The following is a 22466-nucleotide window of genomic DNA, read 5'->3' on the forward strand; positions in this document are numbered from 1 at the left end:
CACAATGACCGAAATGACGTTGTTCGCGGACCACGCGTACCTGCCCGATGGCTGGCGCCGCAACGTGCTGCTGCGCTGGGACGCGGCCGGCACGCTGACCGGCGTGACGCCCGACACCGACGCGCCGGCAGGCGTCGCGCGCGCGGCCGGGCCCGTGCTGCCCGGCATGCCGAACCTGCATTCGCACGCATTCCAGCGCGCGATGGCGGGGCTTACCGAATACCGCGCCAATCCCGCCGACAGCTTCTGGAGCTGGCGCGACCTGATGTACCGCTTCGCGCTGAAGATCACGCCCGATGCGCTCGCGGCGATTGCGCGCTGGCTGTACGTCGAGATGCTCAAGTGCGGTTACACGTCGGTGTGCGAATTCCACTACGTGCATCACGCGCAGGACGGCTCGCGCTATCCGCAGATCGCCGAACTCGGCACGCGCGTGGTCGACGCGGCGCGCTCGGCCGGCATCGGCATCACGATGCTGCCCGTGTCGTACCAGTTCGCCGGCTTCGGCAACAAGCCGCCGCGCGACGACCAGCGCCGCTTCATCAACACGCCGGACGGCCTGCTCGAACTGCTCGACTCGATGCGTCGCGTCGCGCCCGAGCACGGCGGGCTGCGCTACGGCGTCGCGCCGCACTCGCTGCGCGCGGTGTCCGAGAACGGGCTGCGCGTGCTGCTCGAGGGCTTGCCCGACGACGCGCCGGTGCACATCCATATCGCCGAGCAGACGGCTGAAGTCGACGACTGCGTGCGCGCCTACGGCGCACGCCCCGTGCAATGGCTGCTCGATCGCTTCGACGTCGATGCGCGCTGGTGCCTGGTGCACGCGACGCACGTCGATGCGGCCGAAACGGCAGCGCTCGCGAAGCGCCGCGCAGTGGCGGGCCTGTGCCTGACCACCGAAGCGAACCTCGGCGACGGCGTGTTCCCGGCGGTCGACTATCTCGCGCAGGGCGGCGTGATCGGCGTCGGCTCGGACAGCCACGCGTCGGTCGACTGGCGCTCGGAGCTGCGCCTGCTCGAGTATGGGCAGCGGCTCGTGCATCGCGCGCGCAACGTGCTTGCGAGCGACACGCAGGCGCATGTCGCCGATCGCCTGTTCGACGCGTCGCTCGCGGGCGGCGCGCAGGCCAGCGGGCGGCGGATCGGCGCGTTGCGCGAAGGCTGCCGCGCCGACTGGCTCGTGCTCGACCCCGATCATCCGGCGATCGCCGAACACGGCAGCGCGGCATGGCTGTCGGGCGCGGTGTTCGCCGAGCACGGCGACACGCCGGTGCTCGACGTCTACACCGGCGGCGAGCGCGTCGTGAGCGGCCGCCGTCATCGCGACGAAGCCGTCGCGTACGCCGACTACCGCGCCGCGCTGGCGCAACTGCTGCGCTGACGCGCGGCACCCGGCGCACGCCGCGCGCGTGCGCCGGCAGACTTTTACGGTGATGCGACATGACTGAACAACCGGCTGTATTCACGCTGAAGCAGGGCACGCTGCCGCTGCTGATCTCGATTCCGCACGCAGGCACCTACATCCCCGACGACATCGCCGCGACGATGACGCCCGACGCGCGCTTCGTCGACGATTGCGACTGGCACCTCGAGCGGCTGTACGGCTTCGCGGCGACCCTCGGCGCCTCGATCCTCGTGCCGTCGCACGCGCGTTACGTCGTCGACCTGAATCGTCCGCCCGACAACGAGAACCTTTATCCGGGGCAGGATACGACCGGGCTCGTGCCGGTCGATACGTTCGACAAGGCGCCGCTGTATCCGGCGAACGCGCTGCCCGGCAACGACGAGATCATGCGCCGGCGCGACCGCTACTGGCGCCCGTACCACGACGCGCTGCAAGCCGAGATCGCGCGCCTGAAGCGTGAGCACGGCCGCGTGTTGGTGTGGGAAGCGCATTCGATCCGCTCGCACGTGCCGCGCTTCTTCGAAGGCCGCCTGCCGGACTTCAACTTCGGCACGTCGAGCGGCGCGACCGCCGCGCCCGGTCTCGCCGAGGCGCTGGCCGCCTGCGTGAGCGCGCATGGCGGCTATACGGCCGTCGCGAACGGGCGTTTCAAGGGCGGTTACATCACGCGTCACTATGGCGTGCCCGACACCGGCGTCGAAGCGGTGCAGCTCGAACTGTCGCAGATCACCTACATGGAAGAGACGCGTCCGTACGCGTATGACGAAGCGCGAGCCGCGGACATCGTGCCGCTGCTGCAGACGCTCGTCGAAACCGCGCTCGCGCATCGCTGATGCGTTCGCCGGCACGTGCGGCGGCGCGGTGGTCATCGCGCCGCGGCCCGCCGGCACATGCGGTGCGCACCGACGCAGTGCACCAAACGGCATCGATCCGGCCGATCGATGCCGTTTTTTTCGTCTGATCGATATCGGGATCGGCACCTGAAAATTTGACGCAATTTTTAGGTGATATAAGCTGAATGTCAGGTAGTCGTCACGCGCGCACCGGCGGCGCCGGCGTCGATCAGCGCCGCACCGTGCCGGAATGCGTAGCGAGACACCTTGCCGACGTGTCGCCGCGCGGCATTGCCGCCTTCGTTTCATCGCGACACGTGTCCTGCCTTCTTCAGTCAGTCGAGTACGATCGTGAAAGCCGCCAGCCCTTCGATACGCCGGACCCGAAGTCCGACGGCGGGCGCGCCGCCTCAGGCCGGGCCGATCCGGCATGCTGATCGCGGCACGCGCGCCGCCCTCATACGCGAGCCTCGTTTCTTCGCTGTGTCCCACCGCGGCGTGCGCCGCTTCAATCTCGTGACCGCGCACGTATTCAGCGCGGTGCAGTGCGACGGCAGCGCGTCATTGTTGCCCTAGCGTCCTTTTCCGCGTTCGCATCGGGTCGCACCGTCTGTCGCCGCAGCTTCCGCGCGGCAGGGGCACGCATGGGCGCGTGCGGCGCCGCCGCGGGCGCCCGTCGTCTCGCGCGGTCGCATGCGTCGCGCGCTTATCGCGGAGGCGATCATGCGACCGCGCCCGCTCGTAGCCGTCACCGCCGATCGCATCATGCGCGGCGCCCATCCGAACCACGCGGCGGGGGAGAAGTATCTCGTCGCGCTGGTCGACGGCGCCGGCGCGCTGGCGTTCGTGCTGCCCGCGCTGGGTACGCGGCAGCCGGTCGACGCGATCGTCGCGTCGGTTGACGGGCTGTTGCTGACCGGCAGCTATTCGAACGTCGAGCCACATCACTATGGCGGCCCGGCAAGTGCACCCGACACGCTGCACGACCCCGCGCGCGATGCGACCGCGCTGCCGCTGATCCGCGCGGCGATCGACGCGGGTGTGCCCGTGCTCGCGATCTGCCGCGGCATGCAGGAGCTGAACGTCGCGTATGGCGGCACGCTGCATCAGCGGCTGCATGCGAGCCCCGGCTTCCACGATCATCGCGAGCGCGACGGCGACCCACTCGAACGGCAGTACGGCCCCGCGCACCGCGTGCAGCTTGCGCCGGGCGGCTTGCTGCAACGGGTCGCGCGCGGCGCGCACGACACGATGGTCAATTCGCTGCACGACCAGGGCATCGCGCGGCTCGGTGCGGGGCTCGCGATCGAAGCGAGCGCGCCCGACGGGCTGATCGAGGCCGTCAGCGTGCGCGGCGCGCGCGCGTTCGCGCTCGGCGTGCAGTGGCATCCGGAATGGCGCTTCGCGGAACAGCCGCTGTCGCGCGACATCTTCGCGGCATTCGGCGCGGCTTGCCGCGCGCGCATGACGCACCGCCTTCATGCGGCCGGCGGCACCATGCCGTCGCCGGCCGCATCCGACATCGACTGAACGAGGCCGATCATGCAACCCGAACTGAGCGAATTCCTGCGCCAGCACCGTATTACCGAGGTCGAGGCGATCATTCCCGACATGGCCGGCATCGCGCGCGGCAAGATCATCCCGCGCAACAAATTCGAGTCCGGCGAATCGATGCGCCTGCCGCAGGCCGTGATGGTGCAGACCGTCACCGGCGACTATCCGGAGGACGGCACGCTGACCGGCGTGACCGATCCCGACATGGTGTGCGTGCCCGATCCGTCGACGATCTGCCTGATTCCGTGGGCCGTCGATCCGACCGCGCAGGTGATCCACGATTGCGTGCATTTCGACGGCACGCCGGTCGAGATCTCGCCGCGCTACGTGCTGCGCCGCGTGCTCGACCTGTACCAGGAGAAGGGCTGGAAGCCAGTGGTCGCACCCGAGCTCGAGTTCTATCTGGTCGACATGAACGCCGATCCCGACCTGCCGTTGCGTCCGCCGGTCGGGCGCACCGGGCGTGCGGAGACCGGCCGCCAGTCGTATTCGATCGAGGCGGTGAACGAGTTCGATCCGTTGTTCGAGGACATCTACGAATACTGCGAGATGCAGGGCCTCGACATCGAGACGCTGATCCACGAGGTCGGCGCCGCGCAGATGGAGATCAACTTCGTGCACGGCGACGCGCTGTCGCTCGCCGATCAGGTGTTCCTGTTCAAGCGCACGGTGCGCGAGGCGGCGCTGCGGCACAACATGTACGCGACGTTCATGGCCAAGCCGATGGAAAACGAGCCGGGCTCCGCGATGCATATTCACCAGAGCCTCGCCGATACGCGCACCGGACACAACCTGTTCGCCGACGAAGGCGGTGTCGTGTCGCCGATGTTCCAGAGCTATCTCGCGGGGCTGCAGAAGTACACGCCGGCGCTGATGCCGATCTTCGCGCCGTACATCAACTCGTATCGCCGGCTGTCGCGCTTCATGGCGGCGCCGATCAATGTGCAGTGGGGCTACGACAATCGCACGGTCGGCTTTCGCATCCCCCAATCGGCGCCGGTCGCGCGGCGTATCGAGAACCGGATTCCGGGCGTCGACTGCAACCCGTACCTCGCGTTCGCGGCGACGCTCGCGGCCGGCTATCTCGGCATGACGCAGCAGCTCGCGCCGACCGAACCGATCGCGACCGACGGCTACGACCTGCCGTACCAGCTGCCGCGCAATCTCGAGGAGGGCATCTCGCTGATGGCCGCGTGCACGCCGCTCGCCGACATCCTCGGCGACAAGTTCGTGAAGGCGTACCTGGCGCTGAAGGAAACCGAATACGAAGCGTTCTTCCGCGTGATCAGTTCGTGGGAACGCCGGCATCTGCTGCTGCACGTATGAGCGTGCGGCATCGACTTGCGGAGGAAACATGACCGAACGAAACGAAGCCGTCGCCGCGCGGCCGACCGCCGAATACCGCGCGCTCGACGCCGCGCACCACATCCATCCGTTCTCGGACATGGCGGCGCTCAATCGCGCGGGCAGCCGCGTGATCGTGAGGGCCGACGGCGTCTACCTGTGGGACTCGGACGGCAACAAGGTGATCGACGGGATGGCCGGCCTCTGGTGCGTGAACGTCGGCTACGGCTGCAAGGAACTTGCGGACGCCGCGTATCGCCAGCTGCAGGAACTGCCGTTCTACAACACCTTCTTCAAGACGACGCACCCGCCGGTGATCGAACTGTCAGCGTTGCTCGCCGAAGTGACGCCTGCAGGCTTCAACCACTTCTTCTATTGCAACAGCGGCTCGGAAGGCAACGATACCGTGCTGCGCCTCGTGCACCAGTACTGGCGCGTGCAGGGCAAGCCGCAGAAGAAGTATGTGATCTCGCGCAAGAACGGCTATCACGGCTCGACGATCGCCGGCGGCACGCTCGGCGGGATGAGCTACATGCACGAGCAGATGCCGTCGAAGGTCGAGCACATCGTCCACATCGACCAGCCGTATTTCTTCGGCGAAGCACAACCGGGCGAGACGGCGGAAGCGTTCGGCCTCGCACGCGCGCAGCAGCTCGAAGCGAAGATTCTCGAACTCGGCGCGGAGAACGTCGCGGCGTTCATCGGCGAGCCGTTCCAGGGCGCGGGCGGCGTGATCTTCCCGCCGTCGACGTACTGGCCGGAAATCCAGCGGATCTGCCGCAAGTACGACATCCTGCTGGTCGCCGACGAAGTGATCGGCGGGTTCGGCCGCACCGGCGAATGGTTCGCGCATCAGTACTTCGGCTTCGAGCCGGACCTGATCACGATGGCCAAGGGCCTGACGTCGGGTTACGTGCCGATGGGTGCAGTGGGCATCCATGAACGCATCGCGGGGCCGATCATCAACCACGGCGAGTTCAATCACGGCCTGACCTACTCGGGCCACCCGGTCGCCGCGGCGGTCGCGGTCGCGAACCTGAAGCTGCTGCGCGACGAAGGGATCGTCGAGCGCGTGAAGCGCGACATCGGGCCGTATTTCCAGCGCCGGCTGCGGGACGCCCTCGGCGATCATCCGATCGTCGGCGAGATCGCGGGGACAGGGCTGGTCGCGGGCGTCCAGCTTGCACGCGATCGAGACCGACGCGAGCGTTTCGATGCCAGCGTGGACATCGGCACGATTTGCCGCGACTTCTGCTTCAACGGCAACCTGATCATGCGCGCGACCGGTGACCGGATGCTGCTGTCGCCGCCGCTCGTGATCCGCGAGGCCGAAGTCGACGAGATCGTCGACAAGGCGAAGCGCGCGTTCGATGCGACGGCGCAGCGGGTGGGGCGGACGAAGTGAGCCGTCGCAGCGCTTCGATTACATGTAGTCGAAGCGCCGCCGATCGAACTGGAGGCGCGAACGCGAAGTATTCGGCAGGGGAGGCGGGCCGCAGAAGTGCGGCCGCAAAATGAACAGGGCCTGCGTCGTGAGTGAGCTGCCCCCCAAGAGTTGGATATCATTCCAACCCTTGGGGGTTTTTCATGACGAAGTATGACCAGTCGTTCAAGCAACGGATGGTCGAGAAGTATCTGAACGGCGAAGGCAGTTGCGAGTCGCTCGGCCAGAAGTACGGAATCGGGTATTCAACGCTGTGGCGTTGGGTGAGTGCTTTCCGGGCGCATGGCAAAGCGGGGTTGCGCAAGAAGCGCGAGAGGTACAGCGCAGACATTCAAAATGTCGGTGTTGCAACACATGTGGCGCCATGAGCTGTCATACCAGCGCACATGCGCGGTATTCGATTTGCGCGAAGCCAACTGCGTCAGTCGCTGGGAGCGCCAGTATCATGCGGCTTATGCACTGCGGGACATAATCACGATTAGGCACAGTTCCCGGTTATGCCCGGCTCGCGACGGGTAACATTTGAAGAATGATGAAGAAAAGCGAAATAGTCATATCGACCGCGCATGTTGAATCCAGGCTGCGCGGCGATTTTTGGCGCGAGGTGACTCGCCCGTTCTTCCTCAGCTCGTTTGCCGACGAGGTGAATCCTGAAGCTTCGATCCGTTCAAGGGCATTTGATACCGGGACAATCGCGCTCATCTCGTTCAGCGCACAGCAATGCCGACGTGACCGGAAAGTCGTTGCATCCAGCGATCTGGCGGACTATCTGGTCCAACTCGTCGTGTCCGGCAATGTCACCGGAGATTTCGGCGAGCCGTCGTTTCGCGCGAGTCGAGGCGATGTCTTCATTATCGATCTTGCCAAACCGTACATCACCCTCTCAGATGCTGGCAGCCGGCTATCCGTCGCCGTGCCGAGAGAGCGTCTGGAGAAGATGGTGGGGCGAAGAAATCTGCATGGCCTGACGCTCAAAGCGGACTGGCCATTCACGCGGTTGCTGACCGATTACATGCAGGGATTGTTTTCGGTGGCAAGCGGCCCGATCTCCGCCGAGGAATCGTCCGCGGCCCAGGACGCGCTGGTCACGCTGGTTGCCGGGAACCTGAGCGGGAAAGCGCCGATGCTCCCGGGCTACCCATCGGAACTGAGCGTTGTGCTGCGCGAGCGCATGCTTGCCTACATAGACGAACATCTCCGCGATGCCGACCTGGGGCCGCAAAAGCTGATGACGCGCTTCAGAATCTCGCGTGCACATCTTTACCGTGCCTTCGAAGAGGACGGTGGCATCTCCCGGCTGATTCGCGAAAAGCGTCTTGATCTGGCTTACCGGATGCTCAGCGTGCCGTCCTCTAACACCTCCGTGGATTCGATCAAGCGCCTCGGTCTCGAATGCGGCTTTACGAGCCCCGAAAACTTCAGCCGGGCTTTCCGCGAGCGTTTCGGAACCACGCCGGGTCAAGTGCGCAAGGGGGAAGCTCCGACCGGTGTGCGGGGCGCAGATCAGTTCGATATCCAGGCGTATTTCACGACATTCACCAACGCCGATTGATTCCGGCGCAATGCTGTCTTCGTCGTTAGGGCATCGTGCTGGCGACGGCCATGGGCAACGGCTCGCATTCGCTGCAACATCATTTCGCGAATGATCACTCGACGCATGGCACCGAATCGCACACTCAGGTCTGACGCGGATGCTGCACGCGCATGCCTTGCCGGCCGTTGCATCCCGTTCGACCGACCCGGAATGCGGGCGGATTAAACCGGTCGACATGTTTACAGAAATCGTCAACAATCTGGCCTCAATAAACGTTCCGCTTTTCCGACCCATTCACGGCCCGACGTCAGTACAGAAACTCATGTTCAACGGAATTGCACCAATCGGGATTTTCGACTCGGGTTTGGGAGGAATGTCGGTCGTCGAGGCGATTCGCCGTCGATTACCGGGAGAAGCGATCGTGTATATCGCCGATACCCTTTACGCGCCATATGGTGAGAAGACCGACGAATTCATTCGGTCACGGAGTTTGGCGCTCGCGGAATGGCTGGCGCAAAGAGGCGCGAAACTGCTTGTGATTGCATGCAACACTGCGACGACTCACGCGATCTCGTATGTCCGAAGTCGGCTCGCGATTCCTGTCATCGGTGTAGAACCCGGGATCAAGCCGGCTGTACAGGTATCGGGCGCAAAGGTCGTTGGAGTGCTGGCTACGGCCGCAACCTTGCGCAGCCATAGACTGCAGGCGCTACTGTCAGCTCACGGCCATGCTTGTCGCTTCATATGTCAAGCCGGGCACGGCTTGGTTGAACTCATTGAGCAAGGCGAGGCCACGGGATCGTCGATCGAGGCGCTACTCGATAAGTACTTGACGCCAATGATCGTGGACGGCGCAGATACGCTCGTGCTGGGCTCGACCCACTACGCGCTGCTTGTTCCAAGCATCAAGCGCGTCTTTGGCGATCGATTGAACCTGATTGAAACAGCGACTGCAATCGCCCGACGAGTCGACCATCAACTCACGGATCACCAACTGCACAACGACGTGAATCCCAGCGGCTCAGTCCTGCAATTGTGCTCGACGGCAATATCGGCGGTGCAACGAGCGCCTCTGGCGAAACTTGCACAGATGCTGGCGCTTGACGAGCGTCGCGTGAGCGCCATCGACGTCGAAACTTGCTGACCGGCTGAGGCATCCGCGAACCAGCGAATGGCTGCTTTCTGGAAAGCCGGTTGGACATATCGGTAGCCGCGTCGACGAATGAACGCGCGCCAATAGTTTCCCCGCTTCAAGATTGATGCCACTGGATGCTCCAGACAGTCGTTGGTCGTTGTCTGGGCTAATTTTCGAGGTGCGCCCGCTGCGCACCAAAAGGGCATTCGGCGAGGTTTTGCGCGCAAAGAAAAAGGCCCTCGGCTTACGCCAGAGGGCCTTTGTTCTTCGGGCTTCACACACCGATGAATCCTGGTGGGCGGTACTGGGATCGAACCAGTGACCCCTGCCGTGTGAAGGCAGTGCTCTACCGCTGAGCTAACCGCCCAAAGAAGCTGAAATTATGTCAGAGCTTTTCGGGTTCGTAAAGCACTTTCTTCAAATATTTTTCAGGCCCGTGCCAAAAGTCCGTCAGCCGGCCGTCGACGGGTCGACGAGATCGAGGATCGAGCCGTCCCGCTTGAGCGTCGCGAGCACGATGCTCGAATTGATCGACATCACGCCCGTTGCGCGGTGCAGCCGGTTGATCACGAAGTCCGAGTAGTGGTCGAGGTCGCGCGCGCGCACCGTCAGCACGTAGTTCGACCCGCCCGTCACGATCTGCGCGGCGATGACCTCCGGCCATTGCTGGATCGCTTCCACGAAGCGGTCGTGCCACTCGGGCACGTCCGGCCGCATCGACACATGCACGAGCGCCTCGAACGCGACACCGACCTTCTTCGGCTCGATCGTGCAGCGGTACCCCGAAATCGCGCCACGCTCCTCGAGCAGCTTCACGCGCCGCAGGCATGCCGACGGCGACAGTGCGACCGCGTTCGCGAGGTCCTGATTGCTGATGCGTCCGTCCTGTTCGAGGTGCCGGAGGATCCGCATGTCGGTTCGATCCAGAGCCATTTCGCAGAATCCCGTGATTTATGAGATGACAAGCGCAGACTCTACTGCAATCGAGCCGATTCGTCATCGAAAAGTGAAGCTCATTCTATTTCGTCCTCGATAACATGCGCCCCATGCCTTGACCGCACGGCCTGACGCGCTGTCACGCCGCCGGCCGTATCGCCGCCTTCAACCCCTACCGTCACTCCGCCATGTACGAACACATTCCCGCCTATCCGGGCGACCCGATCCTGTCGCTGTTCCAGGCGTTCCAGCAGGACCCGCATCCGCACAAGGTCAACCTGAGCATTGGCCTCTACTACGACGACGCGGGCCGCATTCCGGTGCTGGAGAGCACGCGTCTTGCGGCCGAGCGCCTGCACGAAGCCGGCGCGCCGCATACGTACCTGCCGATGGAAGGGCTGGCCGCGTACCGGCAGGGCGTGCAGCGCCTCGTGTTCGGCGCCGACTGCGCGGCGCTCGCGCAAGCGCGCATCGCGACGCTGCAGACGCTCGGCGGCTCGGGCGCGTTGCGGCTCGGCGCGGAGTTCGTGAAGCGCTATTTCCCCGACAGCGCGATCTGGATCAGCGATCCGACGTGGGACAACCATCGCGTGATCTTCTCGGCGGCCGGCGTCGACGTGCACACGTATCCGTACTACGACGAAGCGCGCAATGGCCTGCGCGTCGACGCGATGCTCGCGGCACTCGACGCATTGCCCGCGCGCAGCATCGTGCTGCTGCAGCCGTGCTGCCACAACCCCACGGGCCTCGACTTCGGCCGCGACGCGTGGCGTGCGGTGATCGACGTGCTCGTGCGCCGCGGGCTGATTCCGTTTCTCGACATGGCGTACCAGGGCTTCGGCGACGGTCTCGACGACGACGCATGGGCCGTGCGCTCGATCGTCGACGCGGGGTTGCCGGCGATCGTCAGCAACTCGTTCTCGAAGAACTTCTCGCTGTACGGCGAGCGCGTCGGCGGGCTGTCGATCGTCTGCGCGAGCGCGGGCGAAGCGGCGACGGTGCTGAGCCAGTTGCAGGCCGGCGTGCGCCGCACCTATTCGAGCCCGCCGCTGTTCGGCGCGCAGCTCGTGTCGACGGTGCTGAACGACGACGCACTGCGTGCGCGCTGGGAAGACGAGGTGGCCCAGGTGCGCACGCGCATCAAGCGCATGCGCGGCGCGCTGAAGGCGCGGCTCGACGCGCGCCTGCCGGCGCCCGCGTTCGATGCGCTCGTCACGCAGCTCGGCATGTTCAGCTACACGGGCATCGCCGCGAGCGATGTCGACCGGCTGCGTGCGTCGCACGGCGTCTACCTGCTGCGCTCGGGCCGCATGTGCATCGCGGGCCTGAACGATGCGAACGTCGACCATGTCGCGAACGCGATCGCCGACGTGCTCGGCGGCACGGCGCGCCAGGCCGCCTGAGCGGCCGATTCCGAACCGAAGGAGGACACGATGGCAGACATGATCCCGGTCGACTTGCCGCAGCTCGCGCAGCCGTTTTCGTGGGCGACCCGCGCGGGCGGGCTGATGTTTACCGGTCACGGGCCGGTCGACGCGTCCGGCACGATCGTCGGCGACACGATGGCCGAGCAGGCGCGTATCACGCTCGGCAATCTCGCGAAGGCCGTCGCGGCGGTCGGTGCGACGATGGACGACGTCGCGCAGGTGCTCGTCTACCTGTCCGACGTGACGGCGATGCCCGAATTCGACGCCGAGTACCGGCGTCACTTCCGCGAGCCCTACCCGAACCGTACATGCGTCGGCGTGCAGGGCTTCGCGCATTCGGCCATGCGCGTCGAACTCGTCGCGTATGTCGCGCTGCCGGCGACGCGCGATTAGCACGCATGCCGCCTGGCGCGGATTGCCGTACCCGTAATTACCAGCAAACATCAACAAGCATCAAAAAGGCGAGGCAAGGATGGAGACAAACGTGACGAGAATGATTCGATTCGGAGTACAGATGATGGCGGGCATGCTCGCCGCGAGCGGTGCGATGGCGCAGAGCAGCGTGACGCTGTACGGCATCGTCGACCAGAGCATCCGCTACACGACGCATGCGGACGCGTCGAACGACGCGAGCGTGCAACTGGCCAACGGCGCGATCACCAACAGCCGCTGGGGCCTGAAGGGCAGCGAAGCGATCGGCGGCGGGTTGAAGGCGATCTTCCGGCTCGAGAGCGGCTTCGAGCCGCAGAACGGGCAACTCGACGGCGCGCTGTTCGGCCGCTATGCGTATGTCGGCCTCGCGAGCGACTGGGGCACGGTGAAGCTCGGCCGGCAGGCGACCGAGGCGTTCAACCTGTTCGGCGATCTCGATCCGTTGACGGTCGGCAACTACACGGCCAACATGTGGCCGTACTTCCTCACGCAGGGCCGCGCGAGCAACGTGGTCAGCTATGACGGCACGTTCGGCGGGCTGAACGTCGGCGCGAGCTACGGCTTCGGCGGCGTCGCGGGCAGCCTCGGTGCGAATGCGTATTGGGGCACGCACGTGTCGTACACGCTCGGCGGGCTGATGGTCGGCGCGACGTACCAGCAAGTGCGCGACCTGAACAGCCGCGCGCAGCAGGCATGGGGTGCGGGCGCACGCTATGCGTTCGGCGCGGCGACGCTGTACGCGGGCTATCTCGGCGGCATCGACCGCACCGGCATGCTCGACCAGCAACTGCTGAACGCACCGGGCCGCGACGTGACTTACGGTTCGTTCGCCGACAACCCGCGCCGCGACATGATCTTCTATACCGGCGCGAGCGTGCAGATCACGCCCGCGGTTTCGGTGACGGGCGTCGCGTACTACGACGACATCCGCAACGTCAACGGCGTGGCTGCCAACGGCGGCAAGCGCTACACGGGCGTGCTCGAGGCCGAGTACGCGCTGTCGAAGGCAACCCAGGTCTACGCGACGGTCGACTACAACCGGGTGACCGGCGGCGCGTTCACCGAACTGCCCGGACGCGGTAACCAGACCGGCATCGCGGCCGGCTTGCGCCACCTGTTCTGAGCACGCGGCGCGCGGTGGCCGGTGCGGTCCGGCACCGGTCCGCGCGCCGTCGACGTTTCGACCGGACAATCGCTTTCGAACGAGGTCATTCGATGCAACCAGAAGGGCAATTCCAGCACATCGCGGCGCGCGAGCACGGTCTGCGCCGCACGCTTTCCGCACGGCAGATGGCGATGATCGCGATCGGCGGTGCGATCGGCACGGGTCTGTTTCTCGGCAGCGGGTTCGCGATCGGCTTCGCGGGCCCGAGCGTGCTCGTCAGCTACGCGATCGGCGCGTTCATCTCGCTGTTGCTGATGGGCTGTCTCGCGGAGATGACGGTCGCGCACCCGACCTCCGGGTCGTTCGGCGCCTACGCCGAACATTACGTGAGCCCGTGGGCCGGGTTCCTGGTGCGCTATGCGTACTGGGCGTGCATCGTGCTCGCGGTCGGCACCGAAGTCACCGCGATCGCGCTGTACATGAAGTACTGGTTTCCGGGCGCGCCGGGCTGGCTGTGGATCGTCGGCTTCTCGGCGCTGCTCGTGTTCGTCAATGCGCGCAGCGTCGACGTGTTCGGCGCGGTCGAATACGGCTTCTCGGTCGTGAAGATCGCGGCGATCGTCGGCTTCATCGTGCTCGGCGCGTATGTCGTGTTCGGCAATCCGGCGCTGGTCGGCAACGGCGCGGCACGCGCGGGCTTTCACCACTACACCGGTCACGGCGGCTTCTTTCCGAAGGGCATGTGGGGGATGTGGGTCGCCGTGATCGTGTCGATCTTCAGCTACCTGAGCATCGAGATGATCGCGGTCGCGGCCGGCGAGGCGGAAGACCCCGAGCGTGCGGTAACGCGCGCGTTCCGCTCGACGATCGTGCGGCTCGTGCTGTTCTACCTGGTCACGCTCGCGCTGATGCTCGCGATCGTGCCGTGGACGGCGGCCGGGCGCGACGAGAGCCCGTTCGTGAAGGTGATGGAGGCGATCCACTTGCCGGGCGCGGCCGGGCTGATCAACTTCGTCGTGCTGATCGCCGCGCTGTCTGCGATGAACAGCCAGCTCTACATCACGACGCGGATGATGTTCAGCCTGTCGCGCGCGGGCCATGCGCCGAAGGCGCTCGGCGAAGTGAACGCGCGCGGCGTGCCGTTCGGCGCGCTGTTGCTGTCGACGCTCGGCATCGCGCTCGCGACGGTCCTGAGCGTGCTGTATCCGGACGCGTCGTTCACGATCATGATGGCGGTGTCGATGTTTGGCGCGTTGTTCACGTGGATGATGATCTTCGTCACGCACTACTGTTTCCGGCGGCGTCGTGCGGCGCTCGGCCTGCCGGCGCCCGCGTTCCGGATGCGCGGCTTTCCGCTGCTGACGCTGCTCGGCGCGGCGCTGATGCTCGCGGTGATGGTGACGACGTACTTCACAGCTGAATTCCACATGACGCTGATCTTCGGCATCCCGTTCCTGATCGCGCTGTCGGTCGTGTATGCGGTGTGGTATCGCCGCGCTCAGCCGGTGCTGCAGCCCGAAGCGAAGTAACGAAGCAGTAACGACGCAGTAACGAAGAGGTAGCGGCGCGAAGTGACGGCGCGCTGCCTCAGCCCGCGAGCGTGGGCAGCGCGTCGATCGACGCGCGCACGTAGTCGGCGAAGCGCAGCGCGACCGGTTCCGCGGTACCGCTGCGCTTCAGTTCGAGCGTGCGCGATTCGAGCGACGCATCCTTCAGCGGCAGGAACGCGAGCCGGGCGCTCTTCACCTGCTGCAGCACGCGCGGCACCAGCGCGATGCCCATCCCGAACTCGATCATCGACAGGATCGTCTGCCACAGCCGCGCTTCGTGACCGCGACCGGCAGCATCGTCGGCGTTGCGGTCGCGTCGGGGCTGTATGCGCTCGTGTCGCTCGCCTGCATGCTCGCGCTGCTGAATCGCACCGGCTATCGCGCGGACGAACTGTCGACGGCCGAGTGCAGCGATGCGGCCGAATGGGGCGCCGAAAGCGCCGGTGCGGAACACCCGGCCGGCGCGGCCGCGCAGCCGGACGATCGTGGTACGTTGAAGCCGGCGGGTTGAGTCGGGCAGGCCGGGGTGCTGCCGCGGCATCCAACACGCCGGCCGGGGCGTCTCGCACCGCCTCGCCTTGCGTCGATTGCGTTCCCCCAAAAGCAAACGGCACCGTGCGATACACGGTGCCGTTTGCTGTTTCTGCGCGAGGCCGGCGCGGCCGGCCTGCGCGAATCACTGCGCTTTAGCCTTCCGTCGGCGGCACGTAGCCGGACGCCTGGTCCGCGCCGTCGCCGAAGAAGTACTTCTCGGTCTGCTTCATCAGGTACTGGCGCGCGCGCGGGTCGGCCATGTTCAGGCGGTTCTCGTTGATCAGCATCGTCTGCTGCTTGAGCCAGCCTTGCCATGCTTCCTTCGACACGCTTTCGTAAATGCGCTTGCCGAGTTCGCCCGGCAGCGGCGGGAAATCGAGACCTTCGGCTTCCTTGCCGAGCTTCGCGCATTGGATCATTCGAGCCATCGTGTACTTCTCCTGTAATCGGTCTGGGGGAGGGCAGGCGTGCCTGCGCTCAGAGCTGCTTCATCAGCACGAGCGACTTGCGCTGCCAGTTATAGAGTTTGCGGCGGTCTTCCGGCAGGTCGTCGACGCTGACCTTGACGAAGCCGCGCTTGAGGAACCAGTGCTCGGTGCGCGTCGTGAGCACGAAGATGTGCGTGAGGCCGCGCGCGCGGGCGCGCTGCTCGATGCGCTTGAGCAGGCGTTCACCGTCGCCCGAGCCCTGCGCTTCCGGCGCGACCGTCAGGCATGCCATCTCGCCGATCTTTTCCTGCTGGTACGGATACAGCGCCGCGCAGCCGAACAGCACGCCATCGTGCTCGATCACCGAGAAGTGGTCGATGTCGCGTTCGATCTGGTGGCGGCCGCGCCGCACCAGCGTGCCGTCCGACTCGAGCGGCTCGATCAGCGACAGGATGCCGCCGACGTCGTCCGGCGTCGCCTCGCGCAGGCTCTCGAGGTTCTCGTACGAGATCATCGTGCCGACGCCGTCGTGCAGGAACAGTTCGAGCAGCATGCTGCCGTCGAGCGACTGCGGAATCAGGTGGGCCCGGGTCACGCCGCCGCGGCAGGCGCGGATCGAGTGCTTCAGGAAGAACGCGTCGTCGCCCTGGACATTGCCGGAATCGAGCAGCTCGGCGGCCGCGTCGAGCGACATTTCGCGGACCAGCTCGCCTTCGTCGTCGACGATGCCGGGCGCTTCGGTCAGGAAGATGATCTTGTCGGCACGCAGCGCGATCGCGGCGGCCGACGCGACGTCTTCCATCGACAGGTTGAACGCCTCGCCGGTCGGCGAGAAGCCGAGCGGCGACAGCAGCACGAGCTTGCGGCTCGCGAGCGAATGACGGATCGATTCGGCGTCGATCTTGCGCACGATGCCCGTGTGCGCGAAATCGACCCCGTCGAGTATCCCTACCGGCCGTGCGGTCACGAAGTTGCCGGACACGACGCTGATGTGCGCGTGCGCCATCGGCGAGTTCGGCAGACCCTGGCTGATCGCGGCCTCGATGTCGAGACGCACTTCGCCGGCCGCTTCCTTCGCGGATTCGAGCGCGCGCGCATCGGTGATGCGCAGCCCGTGCGAAAACTCGGATTCGACACCATGCAGGCTCAACTGCTCCTCGACCTGCGGCCGCGAGCCGTGCACCAGCACGATCTGGATGCCCATCGCCTGCAGCAGCGCGATATCGGACACGAGCGCGTTCAGGAGCCCCTGCTGCACCACCTCGCCGCCGAACCCCACGACGAACGTGCTGTTGCGGAACTTGTGGATATAGGGCGCGACGGAGCGCATCCAGTCGACGAACTGCGCGTGGCTGGCGGCCGAATCGTCGGCGGCCGGCGGCGTCGCGGCGCCGGTCTGGGCGGGAGGGAGGTCGGTTTGGGAATTCATGGGCGGGATTATAATGCGCCCCCATGTCGAATGTACCTAAAAGTCCCGCGCCGACGCGGGCCAAAGCGCCGTCGGCGAAGCACCCGGATGGTGCGGCCGACGTGCGCCCGCAGCAGGGCCAGCCGCCGCGCCAGCAGCAGGAACAGCGGGCTGGCAAGCCGCCGCGCGGGCCGCGCGGCGATGAGCGCCACCGCGACGCGGGCCAGCCGGTCGCAAAGAGCGCGCCCCAGGCCACCGGCGAGCGCGCGCCGCGTCGCGAGCGTCCGCCGCGCGCGGCTGTCGCACCGAATCCCGTTCCGCCGATCACCTACCCCGAAAGCCTGCCCGTGTCGGGCAAGCGCGACGAGATCGCGCGCGCGATCGCCGGTCACCAGGTCGTCATCGTCTGCGGCGAAACGGGCTCGGGCAAGACCACCCAGCTGCCGAAGATCTGTCTCGATCTCGGCCGCGGCCTCGGCGCCGGCGGCACGGGCCTGATCGGCCATACGCAGCCGCGGCGCCTGGCCGCGTCGTCGACTGGCCGGCGCATCGCCGAGGAACTCGGCACGCCGTTCGGCGAGGTGGTCGGCTACAAGGTGCGCTTCACCGACAATCTCGCGCCGGGCGCGTCCGTCAAGCTGATGACGGACGGCATCCTGCTCGCCGAGACGCAGACCGACCCGCTGCTGAAGGCGTACGACACGCTGATCATCGACGAGGCGCACGAGCGCAGCCTGAACATCGACTTCCTGCTCGGCTACCTGAAGGAGATTCTGCCGAGGCGGCCGGACCTGAAGCTGATCGTCACGTCCGCGACGATCGACGCCGACCGCTTCGCGCGCCATTTCGGCACCGACGAGCGCCCGGCGCCCGTGATCGAGGTGAGCGGGCGGCTGTACCCGGTCGAGATGCGCTACCGTCCGGTGGCCGAGGATCGGCCGGCCGTGAAGAACGCCGAAGGCACGGGCGGCCGCGACCGCGTGAAGACCGCGCGCGAGGCCGAACGCGACCTGATGGACGCGATCGTCGACGCGGTCGACGAACTGTGCCGCGAAGGCCCCGGCGACGTGCTGGTGTTCCTCCCCGGCGAGCGCGAGATTCGCGAGGCGGCCGAGGCGCTGCGCAAGCACCATCCGCCGCATACCGAGATCCTGCCGCTGTTCGCGCGGCTCTCGGCGGCCGACCAGGACAAGGTGTTCAAGGCGTCGAACGCGCGCCGCATCGTGCTCGCGACCAACGTCGCCGAAACGTCGCTGACGGTGCCGGGGATCCGCTACGTCGTCGACACCGGCCTCGCGCGCGTGAAGCGCTATTCGTACCGGAACAAGGTCGAGCAGCTGCAGGTCGAGTCGATCTCGCAGGCCGCCGCGAACCAGCGGGCAGGCCGTTGCGGCCGGGTGGCCGACGGCGTCTGCATCCGCTTGTACGAGGAAAGCGACTACCAGGCGCGCGCGCGCTTCACCGATCCGGAAATCCTGCGCTCGTCGCTCGCGTCGGTGATCCTGCGGATGAAGTCGCTGCACCTGACCGCGATCGAATCGTTCCCGTTCCTCGAGCCGCCGCCCGGCCGCGCGATCGCGGACGGTTATCAACTGCTCAATGAACTCGGCGCGGTCGACGACGACAACGCGCTGACGCCGCTCGGCCGCGAACTCGCGCGGCTGCCGCTCGACCCGCGCGTGGGCCGGATGATTCTCGCCGCGCGCGACCAGCAGTCGTTGCGCGAGGTGCTGATCATCGCGAGCGCGCTGTCCGTGCAGGACCCGCGCGACCGGCCGATCGAGGCGCAGGAGCAGGCCGACCAGGCGCACCGCCGGTTCGCCGACGAGCGTTCCGAATTCCTGCAGTGGCTGAAGATCTGGGCGTGGTTCGAAGAGGCCGTCGCGCACAAGAAATCGAACCGCCAGCTGATCGACGCGTGCCGGCAGAACTTCCTGTCGCACCTGCGGCTGCGCGAGTGGCGCGACGTCCATTCGCAGCTGCTGACGGTGGTGCGCGAGCACGGCTGGCGGCTCAACGAGGTCGAGGCGACCTACGAGCAGGTGCATCTGGCCCTGTTGACCGGCCTGCTCGGCAACCTCGGCATGAAGGCCGACGACGATCCGCACTACCTCGGTGCGCGCGGGATCAAGTTCTACCTGTGGCCGGGCTCCGCACTCGCGAAGAAGGCCGGCCGCTGGGTGATGGCGGCCGAGCTCGTCGAGACGAGCCGGCTGTACGCGCGCTGCCTCGCGAAGATCGAGCCGGAGTGGGTCGAGAAAGTCGGCGCGCACCTGCTGAAGAAATCGCTGTCGGAACCGCACTGGGAGAAGCGTCCCGCGCAGGTCAGCGCGTTCGAGCGCGCGACGCTGTACGGGCTGCCGATCTACCACCGCCGGCGCGTCGCGTTCGGCAAGCAGGATCCGGCCCGCGCGCGGGAGCTGTTCATCCGCGGCGCGCTGGTCGAAGGCGAGTTCGACACGAAGCTGCCGTTCTTCGCGCACAACCGCAAGCTGCTCGCCGACATCGAGCAGCTCGAGCACAAGTCGCGCCGGCAGGACGTGCTGGTCGACGACGAGCTGATCTACGCGTACTACGACCAGGCGATTCCAGAGGGCATCCACACGGGCGCCGCGTTCGAGCGCTGGTATCGCGACGAGGTGAAGCAGGGCGGCCAGGCGGACGACAAGCAGCGCCTGCTGTACCTGTCGCGCGACGACCTGATGCGCCACGAGGCGGCCGGCGTGACGACCGAGCTGTTCCCGAAGCGCGCGACGATGGCGGGCGTCGAGATGGCGCTCACGTACCATTTCGAGCCCGGCACGCCGCGCGACGGCGTCACGCTCGCGGTGCCGCTCTACGCGCTGAACCAGGTCGACGCGCGCCGCTGCGAATGGCTCGTGCCGGGGATGCTGAAGGAGAAGGTCCAGCTGCTGCTGAAGTCGCTGCCACAGAAGCTGCGCCGGCACTGCGTGCCGCTGCCCGAGTATGCGGCCGGCTTCGTCGAGCGGGCGGGGCGCGAGCGCTTCGGCGCGGGCGGCCTCGTCGAGGCGCTGATCGCCGACGTGCGCGGCGAGACCCAGGTCGCGATGAAGACGGCCGACTTCAAGCTCGAGACGCTGCCCGCGCACCTGTTCATGAATTTCAAGGTGATCGACGAGCACGGCCGCCAGCTCGCAATGGGGCGCAATCTCGCGCAGTTGCGCCAGGAGCTCGGCGCGCAGGCGCAGCAGCAGTTCCAGAAAATCGCGGCGGCGTCGACGATCGCGACCGGTGGTGATGCCGACGCGGGCGACGTGCCGGCACCCGTTGCCGCGCCGGGTTCGACGGCGCAGGCCGGCAAGGGCGCGGCGCCGCACACGGCGGCCCCGGCGGAAGCCGGCGCGACCGCGCTGTACGAGAACCTGACGACGTGGAACTTCGGCAAGCTTCCCGAGCTGCTGGAGATCCGCCGGCGCGGCCAGACGCTGTACGGCTACCCGGCGCTCGTCGATCGCGGCACGCATTGCGACGTCGAGGTGTTCGACTCGCCGGAGGAGGCTGCGCGGATCCACCGGGCCGGCTTGCGGCGGCTGTTCGCGCTGCAACTGAAGGAACCGATCAAGTTCCTCGAGAAGAACCTGCCGGGGCTGCGCGAGATGGCGATGCAGTACATGTCGCTCGGCACGCAGGACGAGCTGCGCGACCAGTTGATCGACACGGCGCTCGACCGCGCGTGCCTGCAGGATCCGCTGCCCGCCGACGACGCGAGCTTCCACGCGCGCCGCGACGAGGGCCGGAGCCGCCTGAACCTGCTTGCGCAGGAGATCGCGCGGCTCGTCGGGCAGATCCTTGCCGAATACGCGGGGCTTGCGAAAAAGCTCACGCAGGCGAAGCCGTTCGCGCAGGCCCACGCGGATCTGCAGCAGCAGCTCGCCGCGCTGGTCGGCAAGCGCTTCGTGATCGACACGCCTTACGTGCAGCTTGCACACTTCCCGCGCTACCTGAAGGGCATCGCACTGCGGATCGACAAGCTGAAGGCCGACCCGGCCCGCGACGCGAAACAGTCCGGCGAGCTGCTGCCGCTGGTCCAGCAGTTCCAGCGCGCGGTGTCGCAGCGCGGCGGCGTTGCGGACCCGCGGCTGGCGGAATTCCGCTGGCTGCTCGAGGAACTGCGAATTTCGCTGTTCGCGCAGGAACTGCGCACGCCGATGCCTGTCTCTGTCAAGCGTCTGCACAAGGTCTGGGAGTCGATGCAGCGCTAGCGCAATAACGGTTCTCCGGGCCCGCACCGGTTGCCGGCCCCGGCCGGCCGCACGGCGCCTGCCGCAGCCGGCCGCCCGGCCGCTGCGGCGTGCGTCGAAGTGGCGCAACGCCGGCTTTCGTCAACCGGCGGGGCCGGTCGGACGTTTTACAATGACTGCTGTTCCACGACGTGAGTCTTCATGCGCACTTTCCTTTCCCTCGGCCGCACGCTTGCGCTGGCCGCCGCCGTGCTGGCGCCCGCCGCACACGCGACTAACGTGATCGTCCTGAATTCGGCCGAAGCGTCGCTTTCCCTGATCGACCAGCAGACCCGCCAGGTCGTCGGCACGATGCCGACCGGCAAGGAGCCGCACCACCTGATGGCGACGCCGGACAATTCGTCGCTGATCGTCGCGAATTCGGTCTCGAACAGCCTGATGTTCGTCGATCCGAAGACGGGCAAGCTGCAGCGCACGGTCGAAGGCATCGAGGATCCGTACCAGCTCGGTTTCTCGCCCGATAACAAGTGGTTCGTGTCGACCGGGCTGCGCCTCGACCGGCTCGACATCTACAGCTACGACGGCCGCGACCTGCATCTCGTGAAGCGCTTGCCGCTTGCGGTGATGCCGAGCCACCTTGCGTTCACGAAGGACAGCAAGACCGTGCTCGTGTCGCTGCAGGTGTCCGGCGAGATCGCGGCGGTCGACCTCGCGACGCAGACGGTCAAGTGGAAGATGCCGGTCGGCAAGGTCCCGGCGGGCCTGTGGATGACGCCGGACGACAAATACCTGCTGGTCGGCATGACGGGCGCCGATTACATCGCGGTCGTCGACTGGCGCAATCAGAAGGTCGTGAAGACGATCCAGACCGGCAAGGGCGCGCACAACTTCCGCTCGCTTGCCGACGGCACGCACGTCGCGATCACGAACCGGGTCGCGAACACGATCAGCATCATCGACGAGATCACGCTCACCAAAGTCGGCGACATCACCGGCCTGCTGCCGGGCCCGGACGACATGGAGTTGTCCGCCGACAAGAAGACGCTGTGGGTGACGTTCCGCTTCGCGAAGAAGGTCGGTATTATCGATCTGGCATCGCGCAAGCTGGTGCAGACGATCGCCGTCGGCCGCTCGCCGCACGGGATCTACTTCTACGACCGCGCGCCGTGGAAGGCTGCGAACGGCGCGTGACGGG

Annotated in this window: 17 protein-coding genes, 1 tRNA gene and 2 pseudogenes; 15 read left to right on the forward strand and 5 right to left on the reverse strand. The window is 66.5% G+C overall.

Features of this window, described 5'->3' with window-relative positions:
- The first annotated feature begins 4 nt into the window (after positions 1-4).
- The 8 genes from GEM_RS06225 (at position 5) to murI (ending at position 9258) form a co-directional block, all read left to right on the forward strand.
- Positions 5-1381, forward strand: coding sequence for a formimidoylglutamate deiminase (locus tag GEM_RS06225; protein WP_014896584.1), 1377 nt, complete (start codon positions 5-7; stop codon positions 1379-1381).
- Positions 1382-1440: 59 nt separating this feature from the next.
- A complete protein-coding gene (gene hutG / locus GEM_RS06230) occupies positions 1441-2238 on the forward strand; it encodes an N-formylglutamate deformylase (protein ID WP_014896585.1) in 798 nt (265 codons plus the stop codon).
- 723 nt (positions 2239-2961) lie between these two features.
- Positions 2962-3768: a gamma-glutamyl-gamma-aminobutyrate hydrolase family protein gene (locus tag GEM_RS06235; RefSeq protein ID WP_014896586.1), complete on the forward strand. Its 807-nt coding sequence runs from the start codon at positions 2962-2964 to the stop codon at positions 3766-3768.
- A 12-nt stretch (positions 3769-3780) separates the two neighbouring features.
- Positions 3781-5118 carry a glutamine synthetase family protein gene (locus GEM_RS06240; RefSeq protein ID WP_014896587.1) on the forward strand — a complete coding sequence of 446 codons (1338 nt, stop codon included), beginning with the start codon at positions 3781-3783 and terminating at the stop codon, positions 5116-5118.
- Between the two features lie 28 nt (positions 5119-5146).
- Positions 5147-6541 (forward strand): aspartate aminotransferase family protein, encoded by a 1395-nt coding sequence (locus GEM_RS06245; RefSeq protein WP_014896588.1) that lies wholly within the window; start codon positions 5147-5149, stop codon positions 6539-6541.
- Positions 6542-6723: 182 nt separating this feature from the next.
- Positions 6724-6948: a helix-turn-helix domain-containing protein gene (locus GEM_RS06250; protein ID WP_014896589.1), complete on the forward strand. Its 225-nt coding sequence runs from the start codon at positions 6724-6726 to the stop codon at positions 6946-6948.
- 164 nt (positions 6949-7112) lie between these two features.
- The gene (locus GEM_RS06255) at positions 7113-8132 is read left to right on the forward strand and encodes a helix-turn-helix domain-containing protein (RefSeq protein ID WP_014896590.1); all 1020 of its coding nucleotides are present in this window, start codon (positions 7113-7115) and stop codon (positions 8130-8132) included.
- A 139-nt stretch (positions 8133-8271) separates the two neighbouring features.
- A complete protein-coding gene (gene murI, locus GEM_RS06260; RefSeq protein ID WP_014896591.1) occupies positions 8272-9258 on the forward strand; it encodes a glutamate racemase in 987 nt (328 codons plus the stop codon).
- A gap of 283 nt (positions 9259-9541) precedes the next feature.
- Here murI and GEM_RS06265 read toward each other — a convergent pair.
- Together GEM_RS06265 and GEM_RS06270 are read right to left on the reverse strand one after the other, a co-directional pair.
- Positions 9542-9616 (reverse strand) — tRNA-Val (locus tag GEM_RS06265).
- A gap of 83 nt (positions 9617-9699) precedes the next feature.
- Positions 9700-10182 (reverse strand): Lrp/AsnC family transcriptional regulator, encoded by a 483-nt coding sequence (locus GEM_RS06270; protein ID WP_041490462.1) that lies wholly within the window; start codon positions 10180-10182, stop codon positions 9700-9702.
- Positions 10183-10373: 191 nt separating this feature from the next.
- On the opposite strand from GEM_RS06270, the gene GEM_RS06275 reads away from it, so the two are divergent.
- The 4 genes from GEM_RS06275 to GEM_RS06290 all read left to right on the forward strand — a co-directional run bounded on the left by GEM_RS06275 (position 10374) and on the right by GEM_RS06290 (position 14678).
- Complete coding sequence (locus GEM_RS06275) at positions 10374-11588, forward strand: amino acid aminotransferase (RefSeq protein ID WP_014896593.1); 1215 nt, start codon at positions 10374-10376, stop codon at positions 11586-11588.
- A 30-nt stretch (positions 11589-11618) separates the two neighbouring features.
- On the forward strand, positions 11619-12005 hold the full coding sequence (locus GEM_RS06280) for a RidA family protein (protein WP_014896594.1): 387 nt from the start codon (positions 11619-11621) through the stop codon (positions 12003-12005).
- Between the two features lie 100 nt (positions 12006-12105).
- Positions 12106-13167 (forward strand): porin, encoded by a 1062-nt coding sequence (locus GEM_RS06285; protein WP_041490624.1) that lies wholly within the window; start codon positions 12106-12108, stop codon positions 13165-13167.
- Between the two features lie 92 nt (positions 13168-13259).
- A complete protein-coding gene (locus GEM_RS06290; RefSeq protein ID WP_014896596.1) occupies positions 13260-14678 on the forward strand; it encodes an amino acid permease in 1419 nt (472 codons plus the stop codon).
- Between the two features lie 58 nt (positions 14679-14736).
- Here the strand turns inward: GEM_RS06290 and GEM_RS06295 are convergent.
- Positions 14737-14979, reverse strand: a pseudogene (locus tag GEM_RS06295) (LysR substrate-binding domain-containing protein); the annotation flags it as partial.
- Between GEM_RS06295 and GEM_RS06300 the strand changes: the two are divergent.
- Positions 14977-15210 (forward strand): annotated as a pseudogene (locus tag GEM_RS06300) (MFS transporter); the annotation flags it as partial. The pseudogenes GEM_RS06295 and GEM_RS06300 sit on opposite strands and share 3 nt — an antisense overlap.
- Positions 15211-15385: 175 nt before the next feature.
- On the opposite strand, the gene GEM_RS06305 reads toward GEM_RS06300, so the two are convergent.
- Positions 15386-15661 carry an oxidative damage protection protein gene (locus tag GEM_RS06305; protein ID WP_006478357.1) on the reverse strand — a complete coding sequence of 92 codons (276 nt, stop codon included), beginning with the start codon at positions 15659-15661 and terminating at the stop codon, positions 15386-15388.
- Between the two features lie 49 nt (positions 15662-15710).
- On the reverse strand, positions 15711-17090 hold the full coding sequence (gene argA, locus GEM_RS06310; RefSeq protein WP_014896599.1) for an amino-acid N-acetyltransferase: 1380 nt from the start codon (positions 17088-17090) through the stop codon (positions 15711-15713).
- Positions 17091-17113: 23 nt separating this feature from the next.
- Here argA and hrpA point away from each other — a divergent pair, with 23 nt between their 5' ends.
- A complete protein-coding gene (hrpA, locus tag GEM_RS06315) occupies positions 17114-21292 on the forward strand; it encodes an ATP-dependent RNA helicase HrpA (protein WP_014896600.1) in 4179 nt (1392 codons plus the stop codon).
- A gap of 180 nt (positions 21293-21472) precedes the next feature.
- Positions 21473-22462, forward strand: a complete 990-nt coding sequence (locus tag GEM_RS06320; RefSeq protein ID WP_014896601.1) for a beta-propeller fold lactonase family protein — start codon at positions 21473-21475, stop codon at positions 22460-22462.
- Positions 22463-22466 lie beyond the last annotated feature (4 nt).

The sequence above is a fragment of the Burkholderia cepacia GG4 genome (assembly GCF_000292915.1).
GTDB classification, from domain to species: domain Bacteria; phylum Pseudomonadota; class Gammaproteobacteria; order Burkholderiales; family Burkholderiaceae; genus Burkholderia; species Burkholderia cepacia_D.

Coding starts and splice junctions, on each gene's coding strand:
- GEM_RS06320 (WP_014896601.1), top strand. CDS start 21,473: ATGCGCACTTTCCTTTCCCTCGGCCGCACGCTTGCGCTGGCCGCCGCC.
- GEM_RS06285 (WP_041490624.1), top strand. CDS start 12,106: ATGATTCGATTCGGAGTACAGATGATGGCGGGCATGCTCGCCGCGAGC.
- GEM_RS06240 (WP_014896587.1), top strand. CDS start 3,781: ATGCAACCCGAACTGAGCGAATTCCTGCGCCAGCACCGTATTACCGAG.
- GEM_RS06305 (WP_006478357.1), bottom strand. CDS start 15,661: ATGGCTCGAATGATCCAATGCGCGAAGCTCGGCAAGGAAGCCGAAGGT.
- GEM_RS06270 (WP_041490462.1), bottom strand. CDS start 10,182: ATGGCTCTGGATCGAACCGACATGCGGATCCTCCGGCACCTCGAACAG.
- GEM_RS06255 (WP_014896590.1), top strand. CDS start 7,113: ATGAAGAAAAGCGAAATAGTCATATCGACCGCGCATGTTGAATCCAGG.
- hutG (WP_014896585.1), top strand. CDS start 1,441: ATGACTGAACAACCGGCTGTATTCACGCTGAAGCAGGGCACGCTGCCG.
- GEM_RS06290 (WP_014896596.1), top strand. CDS start 13,260: ATGCAACCAGAAGGGCAATTCCAGCACATCGCGGCGCGCGAGCACGGT.
- GEM_RS06275 (WP_014896593.1), top strand. CDS start 10,374: ATGTACGAACACATTCCCGCCTATCCGGGCGACCCGATCCTGTCGCTG.
- GEM_RS06250 (WP_014896589.1), top strand. CDS start 6,724: ATGACGAAGTATGACCAGTCGTTCAAGCAACGGATGGTCGAGAAGTAT.
- argA (WP_014896599.1), bottom strand. CDS start 17,090: ATGAATTCCCAAACCGACCTCCCTCCCGCCCAGACCGGCGCCGCGACG.
- GEM_RS06235 (WP_014896586.1), top strand. CDS start 2,962: ATGCGACCGCGCCCGCTCGTAGCCGTCACCGCCGATCGCATCATGCGC.
- GEM_RS06225 (WP_014896584.1), top strand. CDS start 5: ATGACCGAAATGACGTTGTTCGCGGACCACGCGTACCTGCCCGATGGC.
- GEM_RS06280 (WP_014896594.1), top strand. CDS start 11,619: ATGGCAGACATGATCCCGGTCGACTTGCCGCAGCTCGCGCAGCCGTTT.
- GEM_RS06245 (WP_014896588.1), top strand. CDS start 5,147: ATGACCGAACGAAACGAAGCCGTCGCCGCGCGGCCGACCGCCGAATAC.
- hrpA (WP_014896600.1), top strand. CDS start 17,114: ATGTCGAATGTACCTAAAAGTCCCGCGCCGACGCGGGCCAAAGCGCCG.
- murI (WP_014896591.1), top strand. CDS start 8,272: ATGCTGCACGCGCATGCCTTGCCGGCCGTTGCATCCCGTTCGACCGAC.